The organism is Novosphingobium sp. MD-1, from assembly GCF_001014975.1.
Classification (GTDB): domain Bacteria; phylum Pseudomonadota; class Alphaproteobacteria; order Sphingomonadales; family Sphingomonadaceae; genus Novosphingobium.
Genome location: NZ_BBXA01000026.1, coordinates 176,517 through 200,262, shown reverse-complemented (window position 1 = coordinate 200,262; position 23,746 = coordinate 176,517). Strand labels below are relative to the sequence as shown.

28 protein-coding genes are annotated in these 23,746 nt (G+C 68.8%); 10 read left to right on the top strand and 18 right to left on the bottom strand.

Annotated elements, in window-relative coordinates; all coding sequences use genetic code 11:
* Positions 1–138 precede the first annotated feature (138 nt).
* The 5 genes from NMD1_RS09555 (at position 139) to NMD1_RS09535 (ending at position 4,566) form a co-directional block, all read left to right on the top strand.
* Complete coding sequence (locus NMD1_RS09555; protein WP_125954532.1) at positions 139–1,560, top strand: short-chain fatty acyl-CoA regulator family protein; 1,422 nt, start codon at positions 139–141, stop codon at positions 1,558–1,560.
* A 114-nt stretch (positions 1,561–1,674) separates the two neighbouring features.
* Positions 1,675–2,184 carry a GNAT family N-acetyltransferase gene (locus NMD1_RS09550; RefSeq protein WP_125954531.1) on the top strand — a complete coding sequence of 170 codons (510 nt, stop codon included), beginning with the start codon at positions 1,675–1,677 and terminating at the stop codon, positions 2,182–2,184.
* A 23-nt stretch (positions 2,185–2,207) separates the two neighbouring features.
* Entirely contained in the window at positions 2,208–2,783 is a 576-nt protein-coding gene (locus NMD1_RS09545) for a DUF1285 domain-containing protein (protein WP_125954530.1), read from the top strand.
* Complete coding sequence (locus NMD1_RS09540) at positions 2,780–3,388, top strand: CoA pyrophosphatase (RefSeq protein ID WP_125954529.1); 609 nt, start codon at positions 2,780–2,782, stop codon at positions 3,386–3,388. The genes NMD1_RS09545 and NMD1_RS09540 overlap by 4 nt, the downstream gene beginning before the upstream one ends.
* Positions 3,385–4,566 carry a CCA tRNA nucleotidyltransferase gene (locus tag NMD1_RS09535; RefSeq protein WP_125954528.1) on the top strand — a complete coding sequence of 394 codons (1,182 nt, stop codon included), beginning with the start codon at positions 3,385–3,387 and terminating at the stop codon, positions 4,564–4,566. Before NMD1_RS09540 ends, NMD1_RS09535 begins: the two co-directional genes overlap by 4 nt.
* Positions 4,567–4,800: 234 nt before the next feature.
* On the opposite strand, the gene NMD1_RS09530 is transcribed toward NMD1_RS09535, so the two are convergent.
* The 14 genes from NMD1_RS09530 to hisB form a co-directional block, all read right to left on the bottom strand.
* Positions 4,801–5,334 carry a DnaJ domain-containing protein gene (locus tag NMD1_RS09530; RefSeq protein ID WP_124811121.1) on the bottom strand — a complete coding sequence of 178 codons (534 nt, stop codon included), beginning with the start codon at positions 5,332–5,334 and terminating at the stop codon, positions 4,801–4,803.
* Positions 5,334–7,028 (bottom strand): caspase family protein, encoded by a 1,695-nt coding sequence (locus NMD1_RS09525; RefSeq protein ID WP_124811122.1) that lies wholly within the window; start codon positions 7,026–7,028, stop codon positions 5,334–5,336. Before NMD1_RS09525 ends, NMD1_RS09530 begins: the two co-directional genes overlap by 1 nt.
* A gap of 163 nt (positions 7,029–7,191) precedes the next feature.
* On the bottom strand, positions 7,192–7,704 hold the full coding sequence (gene pal, locus NMD1_RS09520) for a peptidoglycan-associated lipoprotein Pal (RefSeq protein ID WP_125954527.1): 513 nt from the start codon (positions 7,702–7,704) through the stop codon (positions 7,192–7,194).
* Between the two features lie 141 nt (positions 7,705–7,845).
* The gene (gene tolB / locus NMD1_RS09515; protein ID WP_124811124.1) at positions 7,846–9,261 is read right to left on the bottom strand and encodes a Tol-Pal system beta propeller repeat protein TolB; all 1,416 of its coding nucleotides are present in this window, start codon (positions 9,259–9,261) and stop codon (positions 7,846–7,848) included.
* Positions 9,258–10,211 (bottom strand): hypothetical protein, encoded by a 954-nt coding sequence (locus NMD1_RS09510; RefSeq protein WP_125954526.1) that lies wholly within the window; start codon positions 10,209–10,211, stop codon positions 9,258–9,260. The genes tolB and NMD1_RS09510 overlap by 4 nt, the downstream gene beginning before the upstream one ends.
* A 12-nt stretch (positions 10,212–10,223) precedes the next feature.
* The gene (gene tolR, locus NMD1_RS09505; RefSeq protein WP_124810159.1) at positions 10,224–10,685 is read right to left on the bottom strand and encodes a protein TolR; all 462 of its coding nucleotides are present in this window, start codon (positions 10,683–10,685) and stop codon (positions 10,224–10,226) included.
* A 3-nt stretch (positions 10,686–10,688) separates the two neighbouring features.
* A complete protein-coding gene (gene tolQ / locus NMD1_RS09500; RefSeq protein ID WP_124810160.1) occupies positions 10,689–11,390 on the bottom strand; it encodes a protein TolQ in 702 nt (233 codons plus the stop codon).
* Complete coding sequence (locus NMD1_RS09495) at positions 11,387–11,875, bottom strand: YbgC/FadM family acyl-CoA thioesterase (protein ID WP_124810161.1); 489 nt, start codon at positions 11,873–11,875, stop codon at positions 11,387–11,389. The genes tolQ and NMD1_RS09495 overlap by 4 nt, the downstream gene beginning before the upstream one ends.
* Positions 11,876–11,995: 120 nt before the next feature.
* Positions 11,996–12,376, bottom strand: a complete 381-nt coding sequence (locus NMD1_RS09490) for a histidine triad nucleotide-binding protein (RefSeq protein ID WP_125954525.1) — start codon at positions 12,374–12,376, stop codon at positions 11,996–11,998.
* Positions 12,377–12,430: 54 nt separating this feature from the next.
* Positions 12,431–12,757 (bottom strand): phosphoribosyl-ATP diphosphatase, encoded by a 327-nt coding sequence (locus NMD1_RS09485; RefSeq protein ID WP_125954575.1) that lies wholly within the window; start codon positions 12,755–12,757, stop codon positions 12,431–12,433.
* Positions 12,758–12,809: 52 nt separating this feature from the next.
* The gene (gene hisF, locus NMD1_RS09480) at positions 12,810–13,571 is read right to left on the bottom strand and encodes an imidazole glycerol phosphate synthase subunit HisF (RefSeq protein WP_125954524.1); all 762 of its coding nucleotides are present in this window, start codon (positions 13,569–13,571) and stop codon (positions 12,810–12,812) included.
* Between the two features lie 3 nt (positions 13,572–13,574).
* On the bottom strand, positions 13,575–14,303 hold the full coding sequence (hisA, locus tag NMD1_RS09475; protein WP_125954523.1) for a 1-(5-phosphoribosyl)-5-[(5-phosphoribosylamino)methylideneamino]imidazole-4-carboxamide isomerase: 729 nt from the start codon (positions 14,301–14,303) through the stop codon (positions 13,575–13,577).
* Between the two features lies 1 nt (position 14,304).
* Positions 14,305–14,940: an imidazole glycerol phosphate synthase subunit HisH gene (hisH, locus tag NMD1_RS09470; RefSeq protein WP_125954522.1), complete on the bottom strand. Its 636-nt coding sequence runs from the start codon at positions 14,938–14,940 to the stop codon at positions 14,305–14,307.
* Entirely contained in the window at positions 14,933–15,535 is a 603-nt protein-coding gene (hisB, locus tag NMD1_RS09465; RefSeq protein ID WP_124810166.1) for an imidazoleglycerol-phosphate dehydratase HisB, read from the bottom strand. Before hisB ends, hisH begins: the two co-directional genes overlap by 8 nt.
* A 158-nt stretch (positions 15,536–15,693) precedes the next feature.
* On the opposite strand from hisB, the gene NMD1_RS09460 reads away from it, so the two are divergent.
* Positions 15,694–16,191 (top strand): SspB family protein, encoded by a 498-nt coding sequence (locus tag NMD1_RS09460; protein ID WP_124810167.1) that lies wholly within the window; start codon positions 15,694–15,696, stop codon positions 16,189–16,191.
* 54 nt (positions 16,192–16,245) lie between these two features.
* Positions 16,246–16,692, top strand: a complete 447-nt coding sequence (locus NMD1_RS09455; RefSeq protein ID WP_233497469.1) for a hypothetical protein — start codon at positions 16,246–16,248, stop codon at positions 16,690–16,692.
* A 22-nt stretch (positions 16,693–16,714) separates the two neighbouring features.
* Here the strand turns inward: NMD1_RS09455 and NMD1_RS09450 are convergent, their stop codons facing one another.
* On the bottom strand, positions 16,715–17,092 hold the full coding sequence (locus tag NMD1_RS09450) for a VOC family protein (RefSeq protein WP_124810168.1): 378 nt from the start codon (positions 17,090–17,092) through the stop codon (positions 16,715–16,717).
* A gap of 98 nt (positions 17,093–17,190) precedes the next feature.
* Between NMD1_RS09450 and gmk the strand changes: the two genes are divergently transcribed.
* Positions 17,191–17,844 carry a guanylate kinase gene (gene gmk / locus NMD1_RS09445; RefSeq protein ID WP_125954521.1) on the top strand — a complete coding sequence of 218 codons (654 nt, stop codon included), beginning with the start codon at positions 17,191–17,193 and terminating at the stop codon, positions 17,842–17,844.
* 62 nt (positions 17,845–17,906) lie between these two features.
* On the opposite strand, the gene NMD1_RS09440 is transcribed toward gmk, so the two are convergent.
* The 3 genes from NMD1_RS09440 to NMD1_RS09430 all read right to left on the bottom strand — a co-directional run bounded on the left by NMD1_RS09440 (position 17,907) and on the right by NMD1_RS09430 (position 21,175).
* The gene (locus tag NMD1_RS09440; RefSeq protein ID WP_124810170.1) at positions 17,907–18,710 is read right to left on the bottom strand and encodes an SDR family oxidoreductase; all 804 of its coding nucleotides are present in this window, start codon (positions 18,708–18,710) and stop codon (positions 17,907–17,909) included.
* 45 nt (positions 18,711–18,755) lie between these two features.
* On the bottom strand, positions 18,756–19,895 hold the full coding sequence (locus NMD1_RS09435; RefSeq protein ID WP_125954520.1) for an acyl-CoA dehydrogenase family protein: 1,140 nt from the start codon (positions 19,893–19,895) through the stop codon (positions 18,756–18,758).
* 119 nt (positions 19,896–20,014) lie between these two features.
* A complete protein-coding gene (locus NMD1_RS09430) occupies positions 20,015–21,175 on the bottom strand; it encodes an acyl-CoA dehydrogenase family protein (protein ID WP_124810172.1) in 1,161 nt (386 codons plus the stop codon).
* Between the two features lie 206 nt (positions 21,176–21,381).
* On the opposite strand from NMD1_RS09430, the gene NMD1_RS09425 reads away from it, so the two are divergent.
* Together NMD1_RS09425 and NMD1_RS09420 are read left to right on the top strand one after the other, a co-directional pair.
* Positions 21,382–22,230 carry an SDR family NAD(P)-dependent oxidoreductase gene (locus tag NMD1_RS09425; RefSeq protein WP_125954519.1) on the top strand — a complete coding sequence of 283 codons (849 nt, stop codon included), beginning with the start codon at positions 21,382–21,384 and terminating at the stop codon, positions 22,228–22,230.
* Complete coding sequence (locus tag NMD1_RS09420; RefSeq protein WP_158453935.1) at positions 22,227–23,654, top strand: MFS transporter; 1,428 nt, start codon at positions 22,227–22,229, stop codon at positions 23,652–23,654. The genes NMD1_RS09425 and NMD1_RS09420 overlap by 4 nt, the downstream gene beginning before the upstream one ends.
* Positions 23,655–23,746 lie beyond the last annotated feature (92 nt).

Here is a 23,746-nt window from a genome sequence, read left to right as displayed (position 1 = left end):
TTCCCTTCCGCGTCATGCGTCTGTGCTTGAGGCCGGGATAAGGGGTCGAATCCGCGCGCGGAACCGGGCGCGCGGTGCTGTTGTCAAACTTTACAGATTTTCGTTGTAAAGTTGTACAGGCATGACAGGATGCCGCCCATGGCCAGCACGCCCCCTTCCGCCAAGTCCCCCGCCCGCCCGCTCTACCTGGGGCCACGCATCAAGCGCCTGCGCCGCGAGCTGGGCCTCACCCAGCAGGCCATGGCAGAGGAACTGGGCATTTCCCCCAGCTATATCGCCCTGCTGGAACGCAACCAGCGCCCGCTGACCGCCGACCTGCTGCTGCGCCTGGCCCGCGCCTACAAGCTCGACATGGCGGACCTCGCCGCCGACGAGCGCGACGATTACGCGCGGCGGCTGGGCGATGCGCTGCGCGATCCGATCTTCGCCGATATCGACCTGCCCGCGCTGGAAGTCGCCGATGTCGCCACCAACTTCCCCGGCGTGACCGAGGCCATGCTGCGCCTGCATGGTGCCTACCTGCGCGAACAGCAGGCGCTGGCGGCGCAGCGCGGCCAGGGCAGCGGCGATCCGGCGGCGGACCCGGTGGGCGAGGCGCGGCGCTTCGTGGCGGCGCGGCGCAACTATTTCCCCACGCTCGATTCGAAGGCCGAGGAACTCGCCGCGGAGATCGAGCGCGCCGGCGGTGGTGCGGAATGGCTGCGCCAACAGGGCGTACGCGTGCGCTTCCTGCCGCCCGACGTGATGATGGATGCGATCCGCCGCTATGACCGGCACAACGAACAGTTGCTGCTCGACGATACGCTGCCGCCGGCCAGCCGCGCCTACAACATCGCGTTGCACATCGCCTATACCGCGCTGCGGCCCGAAATTTCGACGATCATCCGGGGGGAAAGCTTCGCCAGCCCCACCGCCGCCAACCTCGTGCGGCGCGCACTGGCGGGCTATGCCGCCGCCGCGCTGGTCATGCCCTATGACCGGTTCGCCCGCGCGGTGGAAGCGCGGCGCTATGACATCGAGGCGCTGTCGGGCCTGTTCGGCGCCAGCTTCGAACAGGTCGCGCACCGCCTGACCACGCTGGGCCGGCCGGGGCAGGAGCGCGTGCCGTTCTTCTTCCTGCGCGTGGACGCGGCGGGCAACGTGTCCAAGCGGCTGGACGGCGCGGGCTTTCCCTTCGCCGCGCATGGCGGCGGCTGCCCGCTGTGGAACGTCCACACCGTGTTCCGCACGCCCGGCGAGATCGTCACGCAATGGCTGGAACTGCCCGACGGCCAACGCTTCTTCTCGATCGCGCGGACGGTGGTTTCGGGCGGCGGCGGGCACGAGCGGCCCCGGACCACCCGCGCCATCGCGCTCGCCTGCGCCGCCGAACACGCCGGGAAGCTGGCCTATGCCGCCGGCGCCGATGCCCAGGGCCTATCCGCCACACCCATCGGCGTCACCTGCCGCCTCTGCCACCGCGCGCAGTGTACCGCGCGCGCCGAACCGCCGATCGGCCGCGAGATCCTGCCGGATGACTACCGCCGCGCGGCCGAGCCCTTCGCGTTCGCGGAAAGCTGAGAGCCGGGACCGGCTGCGCGCGGTGTGGCCAACCCCGCCAGCGCTTGCAGCGGGGGCAGCGGGGGGCTATCGGCCGCTTCCCTGTCCGTTCCGCCGCAAAGGCACCCCCATCCCGTGTCCAAGATCATTCCCCTTGCCGACGTCGATCCCGCGCTGGTCGAGCAGCTGCTCGATACCGCCTTCGAGCCGGAACGCCGCCAGCGCACCGCGTACAAGGTGCGCGAGGGCACCGAATGGCTGCAGGGCCTTTCGTTCGCCGCGCTGGACGATGACGACATGCTGGCGGGCACGATCCAGTGCTGGCCGGTGGCGCTGAACGATGGCGCCGGCCGCGCGCATCCGATGATCATGGTCGGCCCGGTGGCGGTGATGCCCGCGCTGCAGGGCAAGGGCTATGGCCAGGCGCTCGTCACCGCCAGCCTGACCGCGATCGATCCCCGCGCGCCGCTGCCGCAAGTGATGATCGGCGATCCGGAATACTACGGCCGGTTCTTCGGCTTCGCCAACGCCCACACGGGCGGCTGGCGCCTGCCCGGTCCCTATGAGCAGCACCGCCTGCTGTGCCGCACCGCCAATCCGGCGGTGTTGCCGGCGGAAGGCATGCTGGGGCCTTGGCGCGGCTGATCCGATCTGGCATCGGAATCGCGATGCCCTATACCCCGCCCCCCGAACTCGCGGCCATGTCGCTCGCGGAACTGGCCGAGGCCCACGCCGACCGCCGGTTGCCACCGCTCGACCAGTGGGCGCCCGCACGCACGGGCGACAGCCACATGCGGATCGCGGCGGACGGCACGTGGTTCCACGAAGGATCGCCGATCCGCCGCCCGGCCATGGTGCGCGCCTTTTCCGGTCTGCTGCGGCGGGAAGCGGACGGCGGGCACTGGCTGGTCACCCCGTTCGAGAAGCTGTCGATCGCGGTCGAGGACGCGGCGTTCGTCGCCACCGACATGCAGGTGCGGCACGAGGACGGGCGGAGCCGGCCGGTGCTGGCCTTCCGGCTCAACACCGACGACGTGGTGCTGGCCGGGCCGGAGCACCCGTTGCGTGTGGCCGGCACCGCCGAAGTCCCCGCGTTCTACCTGGCGGTGCGCCACGGCGCGGAAGCGCGGCTCAACCGCAGCACCTATGGCCAACTGATCGATCACGCGCTGGACGTGTCGGGAGACGGCGCACTCGCGGTGGAAAGCCTGGGTGCGCGCTTCCCGCTGGTGCCCGCCGCATGAACGCATCGCTGCTCGACCGGCTGACCGCGCTCTACGCCGACGGGCACAGCCGCGCGCTCGACGACTTGTACAACGACTGGCGCGCCCCCAGCGATGGCGCGCTGCGCGATGCCGCCGTGCTGATAGCGGTGACCGACCGGCGGGACCACCCCGACGGGCCGGGCGTGCTCGTCACCCACCGCCCCTCGCACATGCGCGCGCATCCGGGGCAGGCGGCGTTTCCGGGTGGCAAGCTGGAACCCGGCGAAACCCCGATCGAGGCGGCGCTGCGCGAGGCGGAGGAGGAACTGGGCCTTCACCGCCGCCATGTGGCCGTGATCGGCGCCACCGATTCCTTCCGCACCGGCACCGGATACCACATCACCCCCGTCCTCGCGGTCGTGCCCGAAGGGCTGGCGCTGGAACCCAATCCCAACGAAGTGGCCGAATGGTTCGAGCCGCCGTTCGGCTTCGTGCTCGACCCCACCAACCACACCCGCAAGACCGGCTTTCACAACGGCATCGAGCGCGCCTACCTCGAAATCATGTGGCACCAGCATCGCATCTGGGGCGTGACTGCCGGAATCATCGCCAACCTTTCGCGCCGGATCGCGTGGGGCGCATGACCGGCCATCTGCCCGCCGCCCCGTGGACGCAGCGCGCGGACCTCGCCGCGCTGGTCGCCGCGCTCGATCCGCTGGCGCAAGGCAATTGCCGCTATGTCGGCGGCGCGGTGCGCGACACGCTGCTGGACGCCCCGGTCAAGGACATCGACATGGCGACCCAGCTGGTGCCGCAGGAAACCATGGCGCGGCTGGAAGCGGCCGGCATCCGCACCATTCCCACCGGCATCGTCCACGGCACCGTCACCGCGCTGCTGCCCGAAGGCGGGGTGGAGATCACCACGCTGCGGCGCGACGTGTCCACCGACGGCCGCCACGCCACGGTCGCCTTCTCCACCGCATGGCGCGATGACGCGGCGCGGCGCGATTTCACGATCAACGCGCTCTATGCCGATCCGCGCACGCTGGCGGTCACCGATTTCTTCGGCGGGCTGGACGATCTGGCGCGGCGCCATGTCCGCTTCATCGGCGAGGCGGAGCAGCGCATCCGCGAGGATTACCTGCGCATCCTGCGCTATTTCCGCTTCCAGGCGCGCTTCGGCACGCTGCCCGCCGATGCCGAGGCGGAACGCGCCTGCGCGGCGCTGGCGGCGGGGATGAAGGGCCTTTCGCGCGAACGTATCGGCTGGGAACTGCTCACCCTGCTCGGCCTGCCCGATCCCGCGCCCACGGTGCGGCGCATGGCGGAGCTGGGCGTGCTGGCGCAAGTGCTGCCGGAAGCGACAGCAGCGGGCCTCGACAGCCTCGCGGCGCTGATCGCCAGCGAACGGCGCGAAGGGCTGACGCCCGACGCCCTGCGCCGTCTGGCCGCGCTGCTGCCCGCCGATCCGCCCGTTGCCGAACAGGTGGCGGCGCGGCTGCGCCTGTCGATCGCTCAGCGCAAGCGGCTGGCCACGGCGGCGGCGCGCGACGGCGCGGTGTCCGATCCGCGCGGCCTTGCCTACCGCCTGGGGCGCGAAGAAGCGCTGGACCGGCTGCTGCTGGCGGGCGTGTCCACCACGCCGCTCACCGGCTGGGACGTGCCCCGTTTCCCGCTCAAGGGCGGCGAAATCGTGGCGCGCGGGATCGGCAAGGGGCCGGACGTGGCGCGCATCCTGCGGGCCGTGGAAGCGCGCTGGATCGCGGAAGGCTTTCCCGACGCGGCGCGCGTGGGCGCACTGCTGGACGCGGAACTGGGCTGACCTGACCTTTCGGTTTCGCGCGGAGGCGTGAAGGTGGCTTGAGCGCCTGCAGAGCGGCCTAAGGGGACAACATCGCCCTCCATCGTCATTGCGAGGGGCGCAGCCCCGCGGCAATCCAGAGTGGCATGCACGCCGGGCTCTGGATTGCTTCGCTGACGCTCGCAATGACGAAGCAGGTAGAAAGGCTACAAGCCGGTCATCACGCCTCTGCGCCTCCGCGCGAACCGAGACGCACTACCCTCGCCACTCCCGCCGCTCCTCGGCGGCGCGCAGCACTTCGTAGGAGAGTTGCAGGGCATGAAACGCCTTGGCGGCTTCGGCATCGCCCGGCCGCACGTCGGGGTGGACTTCCTTGGCCTTGGCGCGCCAGGCCTTCTTCACCGCTTCGAAATCGGCGTCCGGGTCCAGCCCCAGCACTTCCAGCGCCCGCAATTCGTCGCGGCTGCGCGTGCCGTCGCCCGATCCGCCCCACTGGCTCCACGCCGACTGGCGATAGGCCTCGCCCGTCGCGCGCTCGGACTGCTCGCGCTGTTCGGCCTCTTCCTTGTCCAGCCCTTCGAAATAGTTCCAGCCGGCGTTGTATTCGGCCGCGTGCTTTTCGCAGAAGTACCAGCGATCCGGGCTGTTGGGCGATTTGGGCGCGGGGCAATCGCCCTTCTCCTCGCACCCGGCGCGATCGCACAGGCGCACGGTCGCCGCCTCGCTCGCAGCGCCATACCCGCGCCAGCGCGGGAAACCCCAATCCACCGATCGTCGTTGACGGGCCATCACTTCTTCTTTTCGTACCAGTCCAGATAAGTGCCCAGCTGGGCATCGGAAGGGCTCAGCGCATTGCGCGCCAGCCGCGCCCAGTATTTGGCTTCCTTTACCGATACGGCAACCCCCTTCCCGGTGGCATAGAGCCAGGCCGTGGCGGCCATGGCCACCGGCCGGTTGTCCTGAGCCGCGCGCAGACAGTTGGCGAAGACCGTTTCGGGCTTCTGCTCGGGCGCGGTGCCGGCTTCAAGCTGGCAGAGCCAGTTGTCGGCCGATCGGCTGCCGGCGGCCGCCAGCGCCGCCAGCCGCGTCCGCGCCGCATCGCGTTCACCGCCATAGTACCCCAGCGCATAGGCCGCATAGGGGTAGTCCGCCCCGGCCGCGGTCCGCCACAGGGCCATCGCCCGCGCCCGGTCCTGCTCGGGCGGAGAAGCGGTATAGAGCATGTAGGCGAGGTTCGACTGCGCCTTGGCATAGCCGGCCTCCGCCGCCTGGGCATAGACGCGCAGGGCTTCCGCGCGGTCGCCGGGACGATCGCCCAGGAATTGCAGGAAATAGGCATAGACGGTCAGCACCGCCGGGTTTCCGCCCCGCGCCGCATCGGCCAGAAAGCCCCGCGCGCCGGCGAGATCGCGCGGCACGCCAAGGCCGAGGTAGAGCATCGTGCCATAGACATACTGCGCCATCTCGTCGCCGCTGCCGGCAAGCGCGGCAATCTGTTCAGGCCTCGCCCGCTTGAGCACGCGGGCGGCCAGGATCGGGCCGTCCTCGCGCGCCAAATCGTCGGGCGTAATGACCGCGATCGCCGCGCGGGCTTCGGCCATCGCGGACGGGGCGGCCGTCGGGGCGGGCGCGGCTGCGACCGCCGCGGCGCGGCGCAGGTAGAACCGGTTCTGGTCCGGCAACTGGCCATAGGGAATCGGGCTTTGCACCCCGTAGGGAAACCGCTGCGTGCCCGACTTCACGTCTTCCATCACGAAGCCGATGTAGTCCGTCAGGTTCACGCCTGGCGTGGCGAGCCAGTCGACCACGGCGCTGGCGAAGGGGCTGTTGGTCCCGGTGGGGAACGGCCGCGCATCATAGGCCACGCTGCCGCGCGCGGTGGAATAGAACACGACCCCGCTGAACCGGTCCGGCAGGCCGATGAAGCCGGGCGGGCCATCCGGCCCTTTTTCGTCGGCATCGACGATGCGCACGATCGCGGCGCGGCTGCGACAGGCATCGAGGAAGGCAACGGGGTGTCTGGAACGATTGGCGGCGGCCAGCGGCTCCGCCAGATTGACGAACAGGCCGCGCAAGTTGGCGCGGCTGGTTTCGGTAGGCGCATCGGACGGTACGAGGTAGTTGTCGCCCGCATATTCGAAGCCGTGCCCGGCGAAATAGAACACCGCGGTCTCGGCCTTCTCCGCCAGATCACCGAACAGCGCGACGGCCGCCGCAAGGTCATCGCGCGAGGCATCCTCCAGCAGGATCACGCGGAAGCCGCTGGCGGCGAAGGCCGCGCAGACCTGCCGCGAATCCGATCGGGCGTTGTCGAGCTGGTCCCAGTGCTGGTCGAGGTAACGGCGATTGCCGACGACGAGCGCCACCCGATCGCTGGCGATGTCGGCATCGCACCGCGGCGACGGCGGCGCGGCCGCCATGGCCGGACCGGCCAGCGCCTGCGCCAGCAGGAACAGGGCAAATGCCAGAACCTTCCGGATCATTCCTGCATCTCCATGCACGCCACGGCCTCCCGCTTGCCGCGCCCCCTCCAAAAGCAACGTCCCGGGGCAAGGCTTGTCAAGCCATGCCCCGGGACAGCCTTAGTTGGGAAGCCATTTTATGCCGCCGCCGCGATGGGTCGCGGCGGCAAACGCAGGAAACGGCTTACTGCACCGTCACCGTCACCGCGCGGCGGTTCTTGGCCCAGCTTTCCTCGTCAGACCCCAGCGCGATCGGGCGTTCCTTGCCATAGCTGACCGTGGTGATGCGCGAGGCATCGATGCCCACGCTGGTCAGGTAGTTCTTGGCGGCATTGGCGCGGCGTTCGCCCAGCGCGATGTTGTAATCGCGCGTGCCGCGTTCGTCGCAGTGTCCTTCGAGGGTGATCTTCTTGTCGGGATAGCGCGCCAGCCACTGCGCCTGGCTTTGCAGGATGGCCTGCGACTGCACGTCGACGTTGTAGCGATCCGTGTCGAAATGGATCGTGTCGGACGTCACCGAAGCCACGAAATCCTCCTGGCTGCCGGGCATCGGGCCAGCCGGGGTCGTTACCGGGGGCGTGGTGGTGGTCGTCGTCGTGGTTGGGGCCGGCGGCAGTTCCTTCGGCGCCTTGGGCGCGCAGGCGGCGAGCGTCAGGCTGGTGACCAGGGCACTGGTGATCAGGATCTTGCGATGCACAGCATTCTCCTTGTGCAAGAGAGGGTACGGGGGAGGAAAAAGCGGGACGAACGCAGATGTTTGGCAATAGGTACGATGGAGCGAGAGAAAAGTGCGACGGAAAGCGCCTTGATACAACCCCCTGCGGCCCGTTGCGTTCCGTTACGGCAGCACCGGCCCCCAGGCCGGGTCCGATCCGTCAACAGGGGTGTTGAGCTTGCGCTCGTTGCGGCCGGTCAGGTCGACCTGCCAGATGCCGGTCCGCCCGCTGTTCCGTTCGGTGCGGAAGAACTGGATGATGCGGCCGTTGGGCGACCAGGTCGGCGCCTCGTCCTGCCAGCTGTCGGTCAGGTCGCGCAGGCCGGTGCCGTTGGGGCTCATCACCGCGATGCGGAAATTGCCGGCGATGTGCGTGAAGGCAATCTGGTCGCCGCGCGGGCTCCATTCGGGCGTCGCCGCCCGGCCGCCGAAGAAGCTGATGCGCTTCTGGTTCGATCCGTCCGCGTCCATCACATAGACCTGCTGGCCGCCCGAACGGTCGCTTTCGAACACGATCTTGCTGCCATCGGGCGAATAGCTGCCGCCCACGTTGATGCCCGGCGTGTTGGTCAGCTGCTGCGATGCGCCGCCGTTGGCCGAGACGCGATAGATGTTGGTGTTGCCGCCGGTGGCCATCGAATAGAGAATCCACTTGCCATCGGGCGACCAGCGCGGCGCGAAGGTGGGGTTGGTGCTCTGCGTCACCAGCCGCTGCTGCCCCGTGCCGATATCGTAGATGTAGATGCGCGGCGCGCCATTCAGGTAGCTGAGATAGACGATCTGGCGATAGTCGGGCGAATAGCGCGGGGTCAGCGCGGTGGCCTGCCCGTTGGTGATGAAGCGGTGGTTCGCCCCGTCCGAATCCATGATCGCCAGCTGCTTGCGACGATGGTCCTTCGGGCCGGTTTCGGCGATATAGGCGATCTTGCTGTCGAAGAACGGGCTTTCGCCGGACAGCCGCGAATAGACCATGTCGGCGCACTTGTGCGCGGCGCGACGCCATTCCTCGGGCTTCACGATATAGCCCTGCCGGCCCAGCTCGCTGCCCAGCTGCACGTCATAGAGATAGCAGCCCACGGTCAGGCGGCCATCCGGGTTGCCCTTGACGAAGCCCTGCACCAGCATTTCGGCCGAACGCCCGCGCCAGCCGTCGAACGCGGGCGCGGTCACTTGCGCGAAATCGATCGCGGGCAGCGCGTCCGGCCCCACCGGCTTGAACAGGCCGTTGTTCTTGAGATCGTTGTAGATCACCCGCGCCAGGTTCTTGCCCAGCGCGGCGGTGTTGCCGCCATCGGCCGACGTCGGCACCGCCTGGTCGGTGGCGAAGGTGGGAATGGCGATGCCCAGGTCCTGCCAGGCGTTGTCGTCGGTGACCGAGCCGGTCAGGCCGCCATCGTCATGCGGTGCGCCAGAGGAATTGGGGGCGGGTGTAGGAGCGGCCGAGGGCGGCAGCAACTGCGCCTGCGCGAAAGCCGGCGCGGCGATGCCGAGCGGCAGCAGGGCGAGGCTGAACAGAAGGACGGTCTGGCGCGAGGTCATTGGGACAACTTCCTGTCGAAGCGGAACTGCGCGATGCGCTTCCAGCCATTGTAGTATTGTGCGGGGAGGTTGAAAGGCGCGGCAAGCTGCACCGCGCGGATCGCCATTTCGGCATGGCGCTGCGCCTGCGGGCGGTTGGCGTCGGTGATGCCGGATTGCTGGACGACGCGCGGCCGCCCGGCCAGCGAACCATCGGGATTGAGATCCCAGGCCAGGATCGTCACCAGCAGGTCGGCATCGGCCCCCTGCGGCGCGGTCCAGTGCGGCTTGATCTGGCGCGAGATCGAACTGGCGAGCGACGAGCGCACCTCCGGCCCAAGCGTAGCGGCGGGCGGCGTGTGCGCGGTGCCGGGGGTGGTCGCGCCGGCCACGCCCTTGAGGAAATCGCTGCCGACGAAGCTGCCCCCCGCTGGCGCATCGGGCCGGCGGCGCGGACGGTCGTCACCGGCTCGCGCGGCGTCAGCCTGCGGGCGCGCCGGGGTGGGACGAGCCTGTGGCGCAGGTTTCGGGGGCGCGGGTTTGGGGGGCGCGGGCCTCGGCGGTGCAGGCCGGGGAACCGGCCTTGGCGGCGCGGGGCGTGGCTGCGGCGCCACGGGCTTCGGTTGCGGCTGGGGCTTTGGCTCAGGTTGCGGCTTGGGCTGCGGCTGGGGTTGCGGCGCCGGCTGCGGCTGGGGTTGCGGCTGGGGTTCCGGCTGCGCTTCCTGCGCCGGCTGCGGTTCTCCCAGCGCGGGCGCGACATCGGGCGCGGCCTGCGCGTTGGGATCGGGCGAGGTCGATTTGTCGGCGATCTCGTCCGAGAACGTCACGGTCATGCGTTCGGGCGGCGGCTGCAGCTTCTTGCCCGGAGGTGACAGCGTCAGCGCCAGGATCAGCGCGGCATGCGCCGCCACCGCAATCGCCAGGGCGACGCCTTCTTCCTTCGAGAGGCCCGGAGCGGAGGGATCGCGCATCGTCGATAGCGCCTATGGCGTGGCCGCTGAACCGTTGGTGACCAGCGAGATCGACTTGAACCCGGCGTTGTTCAGTTCGCCCATCACCGCCATCACGCGGCCGTAATCAAGCCCGCGGTCGGCGCGCAGCGTGACCAGCGGCGGCTTGCCCACGCCTTCGGCCGGGCGCATGGTCATCAGCCGATCGCCCAGTTCGCCGGGGGCCAGTTCCTGATCGCCCAGGAAGATGCGCCCGTCCGCATCCATCGACACGGTGATTTCGTCCTGCTCTTCCTTCAGCGCTTCGGCCTTGCTGTCGGGCAGGTCGATCGGCACGCCAGCGGTCAGCATCGGCGCGGTCACCATGAAGATGATCAGCAGCACCAGCATCACGTCGACCAGCGGGGTGACGTTGATCTCGGACATCGGGCCGCCCCGGCCCCGCCCGCGCCGGCCGCGCCGCCCGCCGCCGCCCGCCGAAAGGTTCATCGCCATCGCCTATTGCTCCAGCTCGCGGCTCAGCGACGCCTGGAAGCGATCGGCGAAGCGGAACAGCCGCGCTTCGAACCGGTTCACCCGGTGCGAGAAGCGGTTGTAGGCGACGACCGCCGGAATCGCCGCGAACAGGCCGATCGCGGTGGCCAGCAGCGCTTCGGAAATACCGGGCGCGACCACCGCCAGCGACGAATTCTGCTGCGCGCCGATGTTGAAGAAACTGTCCATCACGCCCCACACGGTGCCGAACAGGCCCACGAACGGCGCCACCGAGCCGACCGTGGCCAGGAAGTTCAACCGCCCGGCCAGCGCGTCGCTTTCCGCCGTCACCGCGCCTTCCAGCGCCAGGCTGAGCCGCTGGCGCGTACCCTCGCGGTCGATCGTGCGGCCCGAGGTGGACCGGCGCCATTCGCCCAGCGCGGCGTTGACGACACGGGCGGAGGCCACATCGCGCTTGCCGTTCTCCTTCTGGAACGCGTCAATGTCGTGCGCGTCCCAGAACTCGCGCTCGTACTTGTCGCACTGGCGCTGGACGCGGCCCATCTTGATCCGGAAGCCGACGATGATCGTCCAGACCCAGACGCTGGCGAGCACCAGCCCGCCCATCACCGCCTTCACCACGATGTCGGCGTGAAGGAAAAGCTCCACCGGATTGAGCTGGGTCGGCGCGCCGGCGGCGCCGCTGGCGAGAACTTCGAGCATCATGCGGAAATCGGGCCTTCCTGTTCGGATGAGGTCGCTTCGGATGGAGCAACGAGGACAGTGTGGAACGCATCGACCCACGCGCGCGGCTGGCGGCGGGGCCGGCCAGTGGGCGCAACGAAGGCGACACGCACGGTCGCCTGGGACAAGAGCGCGTCTTCCCTGAACGCACGCTGGACGATCCGGCAAGTCGCGGGGGAAATATCGGAAACCTCGCTGCGCACCAGCACCGCATCGTCCAGCCGGGCGGGCCGGAGATAGCGGATCGCCAGGTCGGTCACGGCATAGGCGCCCTCGCCCGCGTCGTGCGCGCCGCGCTGGTCGATGCCCAGGCAGCGCAGCATGTCGGACCGGGCGCGTTCGAACCAGCGCAGGTAGTTGGCGTGATAGACCACGCCGGAAAGGTCCGTGTCCTCGAAATAGACGCGGACCGGGAAAAGATGGACGGCGCCGTCGAAACGGCCGGAAGGCGGCGCGGGCGGGAGCATGGGCGTTCCGTTTCTAGCCGTGCGACGAGTCGAAGGGCAAGGTCGTGCGGCGAACTTTGTTAAGCATCAGGCGAACCGAAGGACAGAACCCGAAAACGCCGCCGCTACGCCCTCGCTCGCTCAGCGCGTCACCAGCATCGGCCCCAGCGAACGGCCCGCGAAGACGTGGACGTGCAGGTGCGGCACTTCTTGGTGGCTGTCCGGCCCGACGTTGGCGAGCAGGCGATAGCCCGGCTCGATCACCCCCGCCTCGCGCGCCACCGTGCCCACCGCGCGCACGAAGCCGCCGATCTCCGCGTCAGACGCCTTGGCCGAGAAATCGTCCCAGCTCACATAGGCGCCCTTGGGGATGACCAGGATGTGCAGCGGCGCCTGCGGGTTGATGTCGTGGAACGCCAGCGCCCATTCGTCCTCATAGACCTTGCGCGAGGGGATCTCGCCCCGCAGGATCTTCGCGAACACGTTCTGGTCGTCGTAAGGCAGGGTGGCGTCAACGGCCATGGCCGGCTCTCCTCTTGGCGTTTCTTGTCGGAATGGCGGGTCTTTCGAGGTCGCTTACTCCGTCGGCCGACTGGCCTTTTCGGCGATGCCGGAAACGCCTTCGCGCCGGTCCAGTTCCGCCAGCACGGCGGCCAGCGGCACGCCCCGCGCGCCCAGCAGGACGAGCAGGTGGAACAGCAGGTCCGCCGCTTCGCCGGTCAGCTCGTCGGCGCTGCCCGATAGCGCGGCGATCACCGTCTCGGTCGCTTCCTCGCCCACCTTCTGCGCGATCTTGCCCAGCCCCCGCGCGTGGAGCTTGGCGACATAGCTGGTCGCGGGATCGGCGTTGCGCCGCGCCGCGATGGTCGCTTCCAGGCGCGCGAGAGTGGTGGCGTGGTCCATGGCGCGGGGGATGGAGCGGCCGGGCCTCCGGGTCAAGAGGCCCGAATCCCGGTCAAGCGCGCGCAGGAAGGCCCGCCGCCCGCAGTGCGGCGTGCGCCTCGGCGATGGAATGCGTGCCGAAGTGGAAGATCGACGCCGCCAGCACCGCGCTGGCGTGGCCCTCGGTCACCCCGGCGACGAGGTGGTCGAGCGCGCCCACGCCGCCGCTCGCCACCACCGGCACGCTGACGGCATCGGCGATCGTCCGCGTCAGTTCCAGGTCATAGCCCTGCTGCGTGCCATCCCCGTCCATCGAGGTGACAAGCAGTTCGCCCGCGCCCAGGTCGGCCAGGCGCACGGCATGGTCCAGCGCGTCGATCCCGGTCGGCTTGCGGCCGCCGTGGGTGAAGATTTCCCACTTCCCCGGCGCCACCCGCCGCGCGTCGACAGAGCCGACCACGCATTGCGCGCCGAAGCGCTGGGCAATGTCCGCCACCAGTTCGGGCCGGGCAACGGCGGCGGAATTGACCGCGACCTTGTCCGCCCCCGCCAGCAGCAGCGCGCGCGCGTCTTCGGCGCTGCGCACGCCCCCGCCCACGGTCAGCGGCATGAAGCAGACCTCGGCCGTGCGCGCGACCACGTCGAGCAGCGTGCCGCGCCCTTCGTGGCTGGCCGAAATGTCGAGGAAGCACAGCTCGTCCGCCCCGGCCTTGTCATAGGCGCGCGCCTGCTCCACCGGATCGCCGGCATCGCGCAGGTCGACGAAGTTGACGCCCTTGACCACGCGCCCGTCGCGGACATCGAGGCAGGGGATCACGCGGACGCGGACGGTCATCGATCAGCCCCTCGCCGCCATCTGCAGCGCGGCGCGCAGGTCCAGCCGCCCGTCATAGAGCGCGCGGCCGGTGATGACGCCCTCGATCCCGTCCTCGGCGTGGAGCGTCAGGACATGGATGTCGTCCAGCCCTTTCACCCCGCCGCTGGCGATCACGGGAATGTCCACGCGCCGGGCCAGGTCCACCGTCGCCTCGATGTTCACGCCCTTGAGCAGCCCGTCGCGGCCGATATCGGTGAACAGCAGGCTGGCGACGCCGGCGTCCTCGAACCGGCGGGCGAGATCGACCACCGAAACGTCGGACACGTCGGCCCAGCCCTCGGTCGCGACCATGCCGTCGCGCGCGTCCACCGCCACCACGATGCCGCCGGGAAATTCCTTCGCCATGTCCTTGACGAATTCCGGGTCCTTCAGCGCGGCGGTGCCCATGACCACGCGGCTCACGCCCAGGTCGAACCAGCCCGCCACCGCTTCGCGCGTGCGGATGCCGCCGCCCAGCTGGACGTGGCCGGGAAAGGCTTCGAGAATGCCTTCCACCGCCTCGCGGTTTTCCGCGCGGCCGGCGAACGAACCGTCGAGATCGACGACATGCAGGTGCATCGCGCCCGCTTCGGCGAACAGCAGCGCCTGGGCCGCCGGGTCGTCGCCATAGACGGTCGCCCGGTCCATATCGCCTTCGGCGAGGCGGACGACCTGCCCTGCTTTCAGGTCGATGGCGGGAAAGACGATCATGTCAGGGCTTCCATTCCAGAAAACGGGCCAGCAGCTCCAGCCCGTAGGACTGGCTCTTTTCGGGGTGGAACTGCACCCCCAGGATGTTCTCGCGCGCGACGGCGGCGACGATTCCGCCGCCGTGGTCGGTCATCGCCGCCACGTCCGCGCCCGCTTCGGGCACGAAGTGGTACGAATGCAGGAAATAGGCCTCGCCCGGCTCGATCAGGCCCGCCGCCGGCGCGCCGGCATGGTGCGCCGGGGCAACGTCGTTCCAGCCCATGTGCGGCACCTTGATCGCGGGATCGGTCGGCTCGATAAGGCGGACCTCGCCGCCAATCCAGCCCAGCCCAGGCGTCACGCCGTGCTCCACGCCGCGATCGGCCAGCAGCTGCATCCCCACGCAGATGCCCAGGAACGGCGCGCCGCCCACCAGCACGCGCTCGCGCATCGCCGCGACCAGCCCCGGCACCGCCTCCAGCGCATCGATGCAGGCCTTGAACGCGCCCACGCCGGGCAGCACGATGCGGTCCGCCGCCCGCACCACGTCAGGATCGGCGGTCACCGCGACGCCTTCCGCCCCCGCCGCCTTCAGCGCATTGGCCACCGACCGCAGGTTGCCGGCGCCGTAATCGACCAGCGCGAGGACTTCAGCCACCGAGGATGCCCTTGGTGGACGGCACCGCATCGCCCTTGCGCGGATCGATTTCCACCGCCTGCCGCATGGCGCGGGCGAAGCCCTTGTAGATGCCTTCGATGATGTGGTGGTTGTTCGAACCATAGAGCGATTCGATGTGCAGGGTGATGCCGGCCGCCTGGCTCACCGACTGGAACCAGTGCTCGAACAGCTCGGTGTCCATCTCGCCCAGGCGCGGCTGGGTGAACGCGGCCTTCCACACCAGCACCGGGCGGCCCGAAATATCGAGCGCGACGCGGCACAACGCCTCGTCCATCGGCGAATAAGCGGTGCCGTAGCGGGCGATGCCCTTCTTGTCGCCCAGCGCCTGGGTGATCGCCTGGCCCAGCGCGATAGCGCTGTCCTCGGTGGTGTGGTGCTGGTCCACGTGCAGGTCGCCCACCACGCGCATCGTCACGTCGATCAGCGAATGGCGCGAAAACTGTTCGACCATGTGATCGAGAAAGCCGATGCCGGTGGACACGTCATAGGCGCCCGTGCCGTCGAGGTTGACCGAGACCGCGATGTCGGTTTCCGCGGTCTTGCGCGCGACCGATCCGGTACGGGACTGCTGCATGGTTTGGTCCTGTGCTGTCTGGGCCTGCGTATCCGAGGCGGACTCAACTGCGCCGCCTATAGGCGGGTGCGAACGAGAATCAATCTTTGCGCGCAACAAGGCCATGTGGAGACATGCCCTCTTGACCGCGCGGGCGGCCAAGGCCAGTTGTGGCGACGATGAACGATACGCCCGACAGCCTGATCCCCTATGACGAGATCGTGCAGGAGGCCCTGCGCGCCGTCGTCGGCCGCGTGCTGGGCGAAGTGGAAGCCTCTGGCGGCTCGCTGCCCGGCAACCACCATTTCTATATCACCTTCAAGACCCAGGCGCCCGGCGTCTCGATCCCGGCGCGCCTGAAAGAGCGTTTCCCCGACGAGATGACGATCGTGCTCCAGAACAAGTTCTGGGATCTGAAGGTGGAGAGCGACCGGTTCAGCGTGGGGCTCAGCTTCAACCAGGTGCCCGCCATGCTGGATATTCCGTTCAGCGCGATCACCGCCTTCGTCGATCCGGCGGTGGATTTCGGCCTGCAGTTCCAGGCGATCGCCGACAGCGACGACGAACCGCACGAAAGCGCCGAGAACGATTCGCCGGAACAGGCGGAGCACCCGGCCGTTGAACGCAACGAGGACGGTTCCAACGTGGTGACGGTGGATTTCGGCCGCAAGAAATAGCGGCGGGGCCTGCCGCAGGATGTCGGCCCCGGCGGGAATACCGAAGGGCAAGGCATGACGATCAGGGACAAGCTGGCAAAAATCAAACCCGGCCGGATCACCGGGAAAGGCGGCACCGCGCCTGTCGGGAAGGCGGCCGATGAAGCAGGGAGCGGCCCCAGCATTCCCGGCCCCAGCACCAACGCCATGACCAACCTGATCCTGGCCGACATCGCGCTGCGCGCCGGCGGCGCGCTGCTGCGGCGCGGGGTGGAACGCGGGCTGCTGGGCAACAAGACCGGCACGGCCAAGGCGAAAAAGATCATCCGCGGCCGCACCATGGGCGAAACGCTGATCGGCACCGCGCTGGCCCGCGTCGCCACCCGGTCGGTACCGGGCGCGATCATGGTCGGCGGCGGCCTGCTGGCCAAGACGCTGTACGATCGCCGGCACGGCAAATCCGCGAAGGCGGAAGGCGAGGCAGCCGTGGATGCGAAGGCGAAAAAGGGCGCGAAGGAATAGCCCGGCGGTCCGCCTGCAGCCGTCAGCGAAGCCGGGCCGAAAGCTCCATCAGTTCCAGCCGGTTGCCGAACGGGTCGTCGACATAGGCGTGCTGGTAGCCATCGCGCGACGCCTCGTCGCGGATCACGTAGCAGCCGGCATGTTCCAGCTTCCGCACCAGATCGCCAAGATGCGCCACGATGAACGCGACGTGGGCTTTATGCACCGGGCGGAAGTCGGGATCGACGCCGAGGTGGACCTTGACGGCATCGCGTTCGAACCAGCAGCCGCCCAGCTTCGCCAGATGCGGCGGCTTGGGCACTTCACGAATGCCCAGCACGTCGCGGTAGAACGCCCGCGCGCGGTCCTCTCCGCCCGGTGGCATGGCCAGTTGCACGTGATCGAGCCTCTGAATGTCCATCCCTTGCTCCCGCCAGCGGCTCGCCGCCCAGTAACGACCCTGACCACGACCCTGACCACGGCCTTGACCACCGCCTTGTCCATGCGCCACTAGCACGCATGGCCGATAGCACCACGCATACCACGGATACGCTCCATCGCAGGGGGCTGATGTTCATCCTGTCATCGCCATCGGGCGCGGGCAAGACGACGATCGCGCGCAAGCTGCTGGACGAGGACGACGAGATCGCGATGTCGGTGTCGGTCACCACCCGCCCGATGCGGCCGGGCGAGGTCGACGGCAAGGACTACTACTTCGTCAGCCAGGCGGAATTCGACCGCATGGTGGAGGAAAGCGCGTTCTACGAATGGGCGCATGTCTTCGGCAACAGCTATGGCACGCCCAAGGCGCAGATCCGCGCGGGCCTGAAGGAAGGGCGCGATTTCCTGTTCGATATCGACTGGCAGGGCACGCAGCAGCTTTACCAGAAGGCGGAAACCGATGTGGTGCGCGTGTTCATCCTGCCGCCCAGCCTGGACGAGCTGCACCGCCGCCTGACCGGGCGCGGCACCGACAGCGCCGAAGTGATCGCCAGCCGCATGGCCCGCGCGCAGGCCGAAATCAGCCACTGGGACGGCTACGACTATGTCGTGGTCAACGATGACATCCAGAGCTGCTTCGACAAGGTGAAGCAGATCCTCGCCGCCGAACGGATGAAGCGCGCGCGCCAGACCGGGCTGATCGGCTTCGTCCGCGAACTGACGCGGGGATAGAGCGGGCGCGCCGGCAGGCGGGCAACCTGCCGGCGATCGGCCTCAGTGCCCCGAAGGCCGGCTCAATGGCCCGAAGGATCGACGAAGTCGCTCGGGATCCAGGCGTTGACGATGCCGCCGTCGATCGGGATCGTCGTGCCGACGACATAGTCGCCCGCGCGGCTGGCCAGGTAGATCGCACCGCCGGCGATATCCTCGACGCCACCGATCCGCCCCGACGGGATGCCGCGTGCCGATTCCTCCGGCTTGCGCGCCGCCACCTTGTTCATTTCCGAAGGGTAGGCGCCGGGTGCGATGCAGGTGACGACGATGTTGTCCTTGATCAGCCGTGCCGCCATGCGGCGGGTCAGGTGGATCACCGCCGCCTTGGACGCCTGGTAGCTGTAGGTTTCCCACGGGTTGACCCGCATCCCGTCGATCGAGGCGATGTTAATGACCTTGGCCGGCTGCCCCGCCGACGCGGCCGCCTTGAGCAGACCGTGCAGCTTCTGCGTGAGGAAGAACGGCGTCTTGACGTTGAGGTTCATCACCTTGTCCCAGCCGCCTTCGGGGAAGTCCTCGAAGTCCGCGCCCCACGCCACGCCGGCGTTGTTGACCAGGATGTCGATCTTGGGCTCCAGCTTCGCCAGATCCTCGGCCAGCGCCTCGATCCCGGCGAGCGTGGAAATGTCGCCCGGCAGCGCGATCACGCGATCGCCCAGTTCGCGCGCGGTTTCCTCTACCACCGCCGCCTTGCGCGCGGTGATGTAGACCTTCGCGCAACCGGCGGCGAGGAACCCCTCGGCCAGCATCCGGCCGATCCCGCGCGATCCGCCGGTAATCACCGCGACGCGGCCTTCAAGGCTGAACAGCTTGCTGAAATCCATGTCAGTGCCTTTCGCTTTCCTTCCGCACGGGAAGGGCAATCAGGGTCAATATCCGCTCAGCTTCGCCACGCGCTCGGCATGGTAGAACGGATCGCCGGTGAATTCGGACAGCGCGCGGTCACGCTTCATGTACAGGCCAATGTCGAACTCGTCGGTCATGCCCACGCCGCCGTGCATCTGCACGCCTTCGCGCACGGCCAGGTTGCAGACCTTGCCCGCCTTGGCCTTGGCCACGGCCACCATCAGTTCCGCCTTGTCCGAGCCGGCATCGAGCAGTTGCTGCGCCTTGATCACTGCGGCCTCGGCAATCTCGATTTCCGAATAAAGATGCGCGGCGCGGTGCTGCAGCGCCTGGAACTCCCCGATCAGCTGGCCGAACTGCTTGCGCGTCTTGAGATAGGCGGTGGTGATGTCGAACGCGCCGGAAGCGACGCCGATCTGCTCCGCCGCCGCGCCGACGCGGCCGGCATCGAGCACCCGGTTCAGCAGCGCGCGGCCGCCATCGACCTCGCCGATCACGCAATCGCCATCCAGCTCCACGTTGTCGAACGTGACGTGGCTGGCCATGGCGCTGTCGACCAGCCGCACCACGTCATGCCGCACGCCCGCGGCATCCTTGGGGACCGCGAACAGGGTGACACCATCGGCATCGCCGTCGCTGCCCGCGGTGCGCGCGGCCACGATCAGGGCATCGGCCGAGGCGCCGTGGACCACGAAGTCCTTGCGGCCAGAAAGGCGGAAGCCATTGCCCGCCTTCTCGGCGCGGCAGGCGATGCGTTCGGGGCGGTGCTTGGGACCTTCGTCGATCGCCACGGCCAGCACCGTCTCGCCCGCGATAACGCCGGGCAGCCAGCGGCCGCGCAGCTCGTCCGATCCGGCGGACAGCGCGGTCACGCCCATGACCGCCGTGGTCAGGAACGGCGAAGGGGTGAGGTTGCGGCCGATTTCGGTGAGAACGATGCCGGCCTCGACATGGCCCATCGCCAGCCCGCCATCGGCTTCGGCGGCGAGGATGCCGGTCAGGCCCAGCTCGGCGAACTGCTTCCACAGCGCATGGCCGAACCCGTCCGGGCAGTTGATGTCGCGCCAGTGGCGCAGCTGCTGCTTGATCCCGCCTTCGTCGGCCATGAAGCCGGTGACGGTTTCGGCGAGCATCGCCTGATCTTCGGTATGGTAGAGCGGCATGTCGTTTGCTCCGTTTCCCCTCCCGCTTGCGGGAGGGGTCAGGGGTGGGCATGGCTTGGGGGGCGCCTCGTTCGGCCCACCCCCGGCCCCTCCCGCAAGCGGGAGGGGGGATCGAAGCGTCAGGCCCCCGGAAGATCCAGGATGCGCTTGGCGATCACGTTGAGCATCACCTCGCTGGTGCCGCCCTCGATCGAGTTCGCCTTGGTCCGCAGCCACGATCGCGCGGGCGTGCCGCCGCTGGTGGCCTCGCTTTCCCATTCCAGCGCGGTGCTGCCGCCGGCGGCCATCAGCAATTCGTGCCGGCGCTTGTTCAGCTCGGTCCCGGCATACTTCATCATGTTGGGCTGCGCCGGATGCGCCTTGCCCACCTTGATCTCGTCGAGGAACTTCTCGCCCATCGCGGTATAGGCCAGCGCATCGACATCGAACTGCGCCAGTTCGGCGCGCAGGATCGGGTCTTCCAGCCCGTTCCGCGCGATCACCGCGCCGATCGTGGTCAGCCGGTCGCTGCCGCCCGCGCCGGAGATCATCTCGCGCTCGTGGCCCAGCAGGTATTTCGCCACGTCCCAGCCGCGGTTGAGCTGGCCGACGATCTGCGCCTTGGGCACCTGCACGTTGTCGAAGAACGTCTCGCAGAACGGCGAACTGCCCGAAATCAGCTTGATCGGCTTGGTGGTGACGCCGGGGCTTTCCATGTCGAACAGCAGGAAGGAAATGCCCTGGTACTTGTTGGTCTTGTCCGTGCGGACGAGGCAGAAGATCCAGTCGGCCTTGTCGGCATAGGAGGTCCAGATCTTCTGGCCGTTGACCACCCAGTGGTCGCCCTTATCTTCGCCAAAGGTCTGGAGCGAGACGAGGTCGGAGCCCGATCCGGGCTCGGAATAGCCCTGGCACCAGCGGATTTCGCCACGCGCGATCTGGCCCAGGTAGTGAACCTTCTGCTCCTCGGTGCCGAACTTGAGCAGCGCCGGGCCAAGCATCCAGATGCCGAAGCTCGACAGCGGCGGGCGGGCGCCAATGCGGGCGCACTCCTCGCGCCAGATCTTGGCTTCGGCCGGGGACAGGCCCGCGCCGCCATAGGCCTTGGGCCAGTCCGGCACGGTATAGCCCTTGGCCACGCAGCGTTCGAGCCAGGTCTTCTGGGCCGCGTTCTTGAACTGGAAGCGCCGCCCGCCCCAGCATATGTCCCCTTCGTCGCGCACGGGCTCGCGCATTTCCGGCGGGCAGTTGGCTTCCAGCCACGCACGGATTTCCTGTCGGAAACTGTCGAGATCAGACATGTTCGGGCTCCTCTCTTAATCGCAAGGTTAAGGCGAGTCGCCGCGCTTGCGCAAGCGCGGATTTCCAAGGGTTTGCGCGATGCAAGGATGCCGTAGCGTCAAGCGCCAAGGCATTGACGAAGACCCATTCGCGCCTAAGCTCCCGGCCAAACAGACAGACCGGAACACGGTCCAGAACACAGGCCCGACCGGGCCGGGAGAGAACCATGCGCTTCGAAGGAAAGACCGTTGTCGTAACGGGTGCCGCCTCGGGAATCGGCCGCGCCACCGCGCTCAAGTTCGCCGCGGAAGGCGCGCGCGTCTATGCGGCGGACATCGACGAACAGGGCCTTGCCGCGCTGGCGGCGACCACCAACGGCAGCATCGCCACCGCGCGGTGCGACGTGACCCGGACCGAGGATATCAAGGCGCTGATGGACCGCGCTGCCGCCGAAACCGGCGGAATCGACGTGGTGTTCAACAATGCCGGCGCGGGCGGCGATCGCGCCACGATCGACGAGATCGAGCCGGCCGGCTGGGACCGCACGATGGACCTGTTGCTGCGATCGGTGGCGTTCGGCATCCGCTATGCCGTCCCGCACATGATCGGCCGCCCGGGCGCGGCGATCGTCAACACTTCCTCGGTCGCGGCGGTCGGGCCGGGCTATTCGCCCACCGCCTATGCCGTCGCCAAGGCCGGGGTGCTGCACCTGACCAAGTGCGCGGCGGCGGACCTCGCCAAGCACCAGATCCGCGTCAACGCGGTGCAGCCGGGCTTCATCAACACCAACATCTTCACCCGTTCGCTGGACATGCCGGCCGAACTGGAAGCGCAGGCCAAGGGCGCGATCGCGATGATGTCGCAAAGCGCACAGCCGGTGGCGCGCGGCGGCCAGCCGGACGACATCGCGGACGCCGTGCTGTTCCTGGCCAGCGACGCGGCCGGCTTCGTCACCGGCACCTCGCTGATCGTCGATGGCGGCATCACCATCGGCCCGCGCCACAGCTGGGATCCCACCATGCCGGGGATGTTCGACGCCCTGCAGCAGATGGCAGACGCCGGGCAGCCGGCGTGATCCCGATAGAAGGCCGCGTTCCGACGCGGACCGCGGCGTTTGCCGGGCTTGGCAGCGTGGCCTACGGGATCAAGGACAACGGCTTCTCCACGTTCCTGCTGCTGTTTTACAACCAGGTGCTGGGCATGGACGCCCGGCTCGTCAGCCTTGCGCTGCTGATCGCGCTGGTCTTCGACGGGCTCGTCGATCCGCTGGTCGGCCATGTCAGCGATCGCACGCGCACGCGTTTCGGCCGCCGCCTGCCGTTCCTCTACCTTGCCCCGATCCCGCTGGGGATCGCGTGGGTGCTGCTGTGGTCGCCCACCGGCGCGCCCAGCTTCGCCACGCTGCTGGTCTCGGCCATTCTCGTGCGCGGGCTGGTCGCGGCCTGCGAGGTGCCCTCGGCCGCGCTCGTGGCCGAAATCAGCCGCGATTACGACGAGCGCACCCGCCTCACCCGCTTCCGCTTCGTGTTCGCCTGGGGCGGCGGGCTGCTGATGCTGCTGCTGGCCTATGGCGTGTTCCTGCCCAACGCGATGCTGGCCCGCGAAGGCTATCGCGCGTTCGGCATCGCCGGCGCGATCCTGATGGCAGGCTGCGTGCTCGGCTCGGCGATCGGCCTCCACCGCACCATCGCCGGCTGGCCGCCGCAACAGGCCTCATCCGGCAAGGGACTGCTCGGTTCGCTGGGTGAAATCCGCGAAAGCTTCTCGCACCCCGCCTGCCTGGTGGTGATGGCCGGCATCGCCTGCGCCATGACCAGCCAGGGCATCACCTTCGCGCTGTCGAACTACCTGTACCTCTACGTCTGGCGCTTCACGCCCACGGCCTTGCAGATCTTTCCGGTCGTGCTGTTCGGCAGCGTCATCGGCGCCTCGCTGCTCGCCGGGCCGGCACAGCGGCGCTGGGGCAAGGCGGGCGCGGTGGCGGCCACCGCGCCGCTGGGCATGCTGTTCTGGGTCGGCCCGCTGCTGCTGCGCTATGGCGACCTCTGGGCGGCGGACGGCAGCACGCCGGCGCTGGTGGCGATGTTCGTCTGCACGCTGCTGGCCAACACCTTCACCGTGACCTCGTCGATCGCGCTGTGGTCGATGGTGGCCGACGTGGTGGAAGCGTCGGAGGAACAGACCGGGCGCCGGTCGGAAGGCACGCTGTCGGCCGGGGCGTTCCTTGCGTCCAAGTGCGCCACCGGGCTGGGTATCTTCGCCGCCGGGCTGCTGCTCAGCTATGCGCAGTTGCAGCCCAACGCGCGACCGGACGCGGTGCCCGCCGCGGTGATAGACCGGCTGAGCCTGGCCTATGCCGTCTGCACCGCCCTTCTCGCCGTGGCCACCGCCCTGATCGCGCGCCGGTTTCCGATCGATCGCGCCGCCCACGAAGCGCGGCTCGCCCTGCTCGACAAGCTGGCGCACAGCGATCCCGACGCGGGAGGGCTGCACCCCTGACGCTGGGGCCTGAAGCCCCCGGGACCGGTTTTGCTCCGGATCAAGGCCCGCTTTAACCGCACAGTTAGTTTTCGCTTGAATTCGCCCGATGC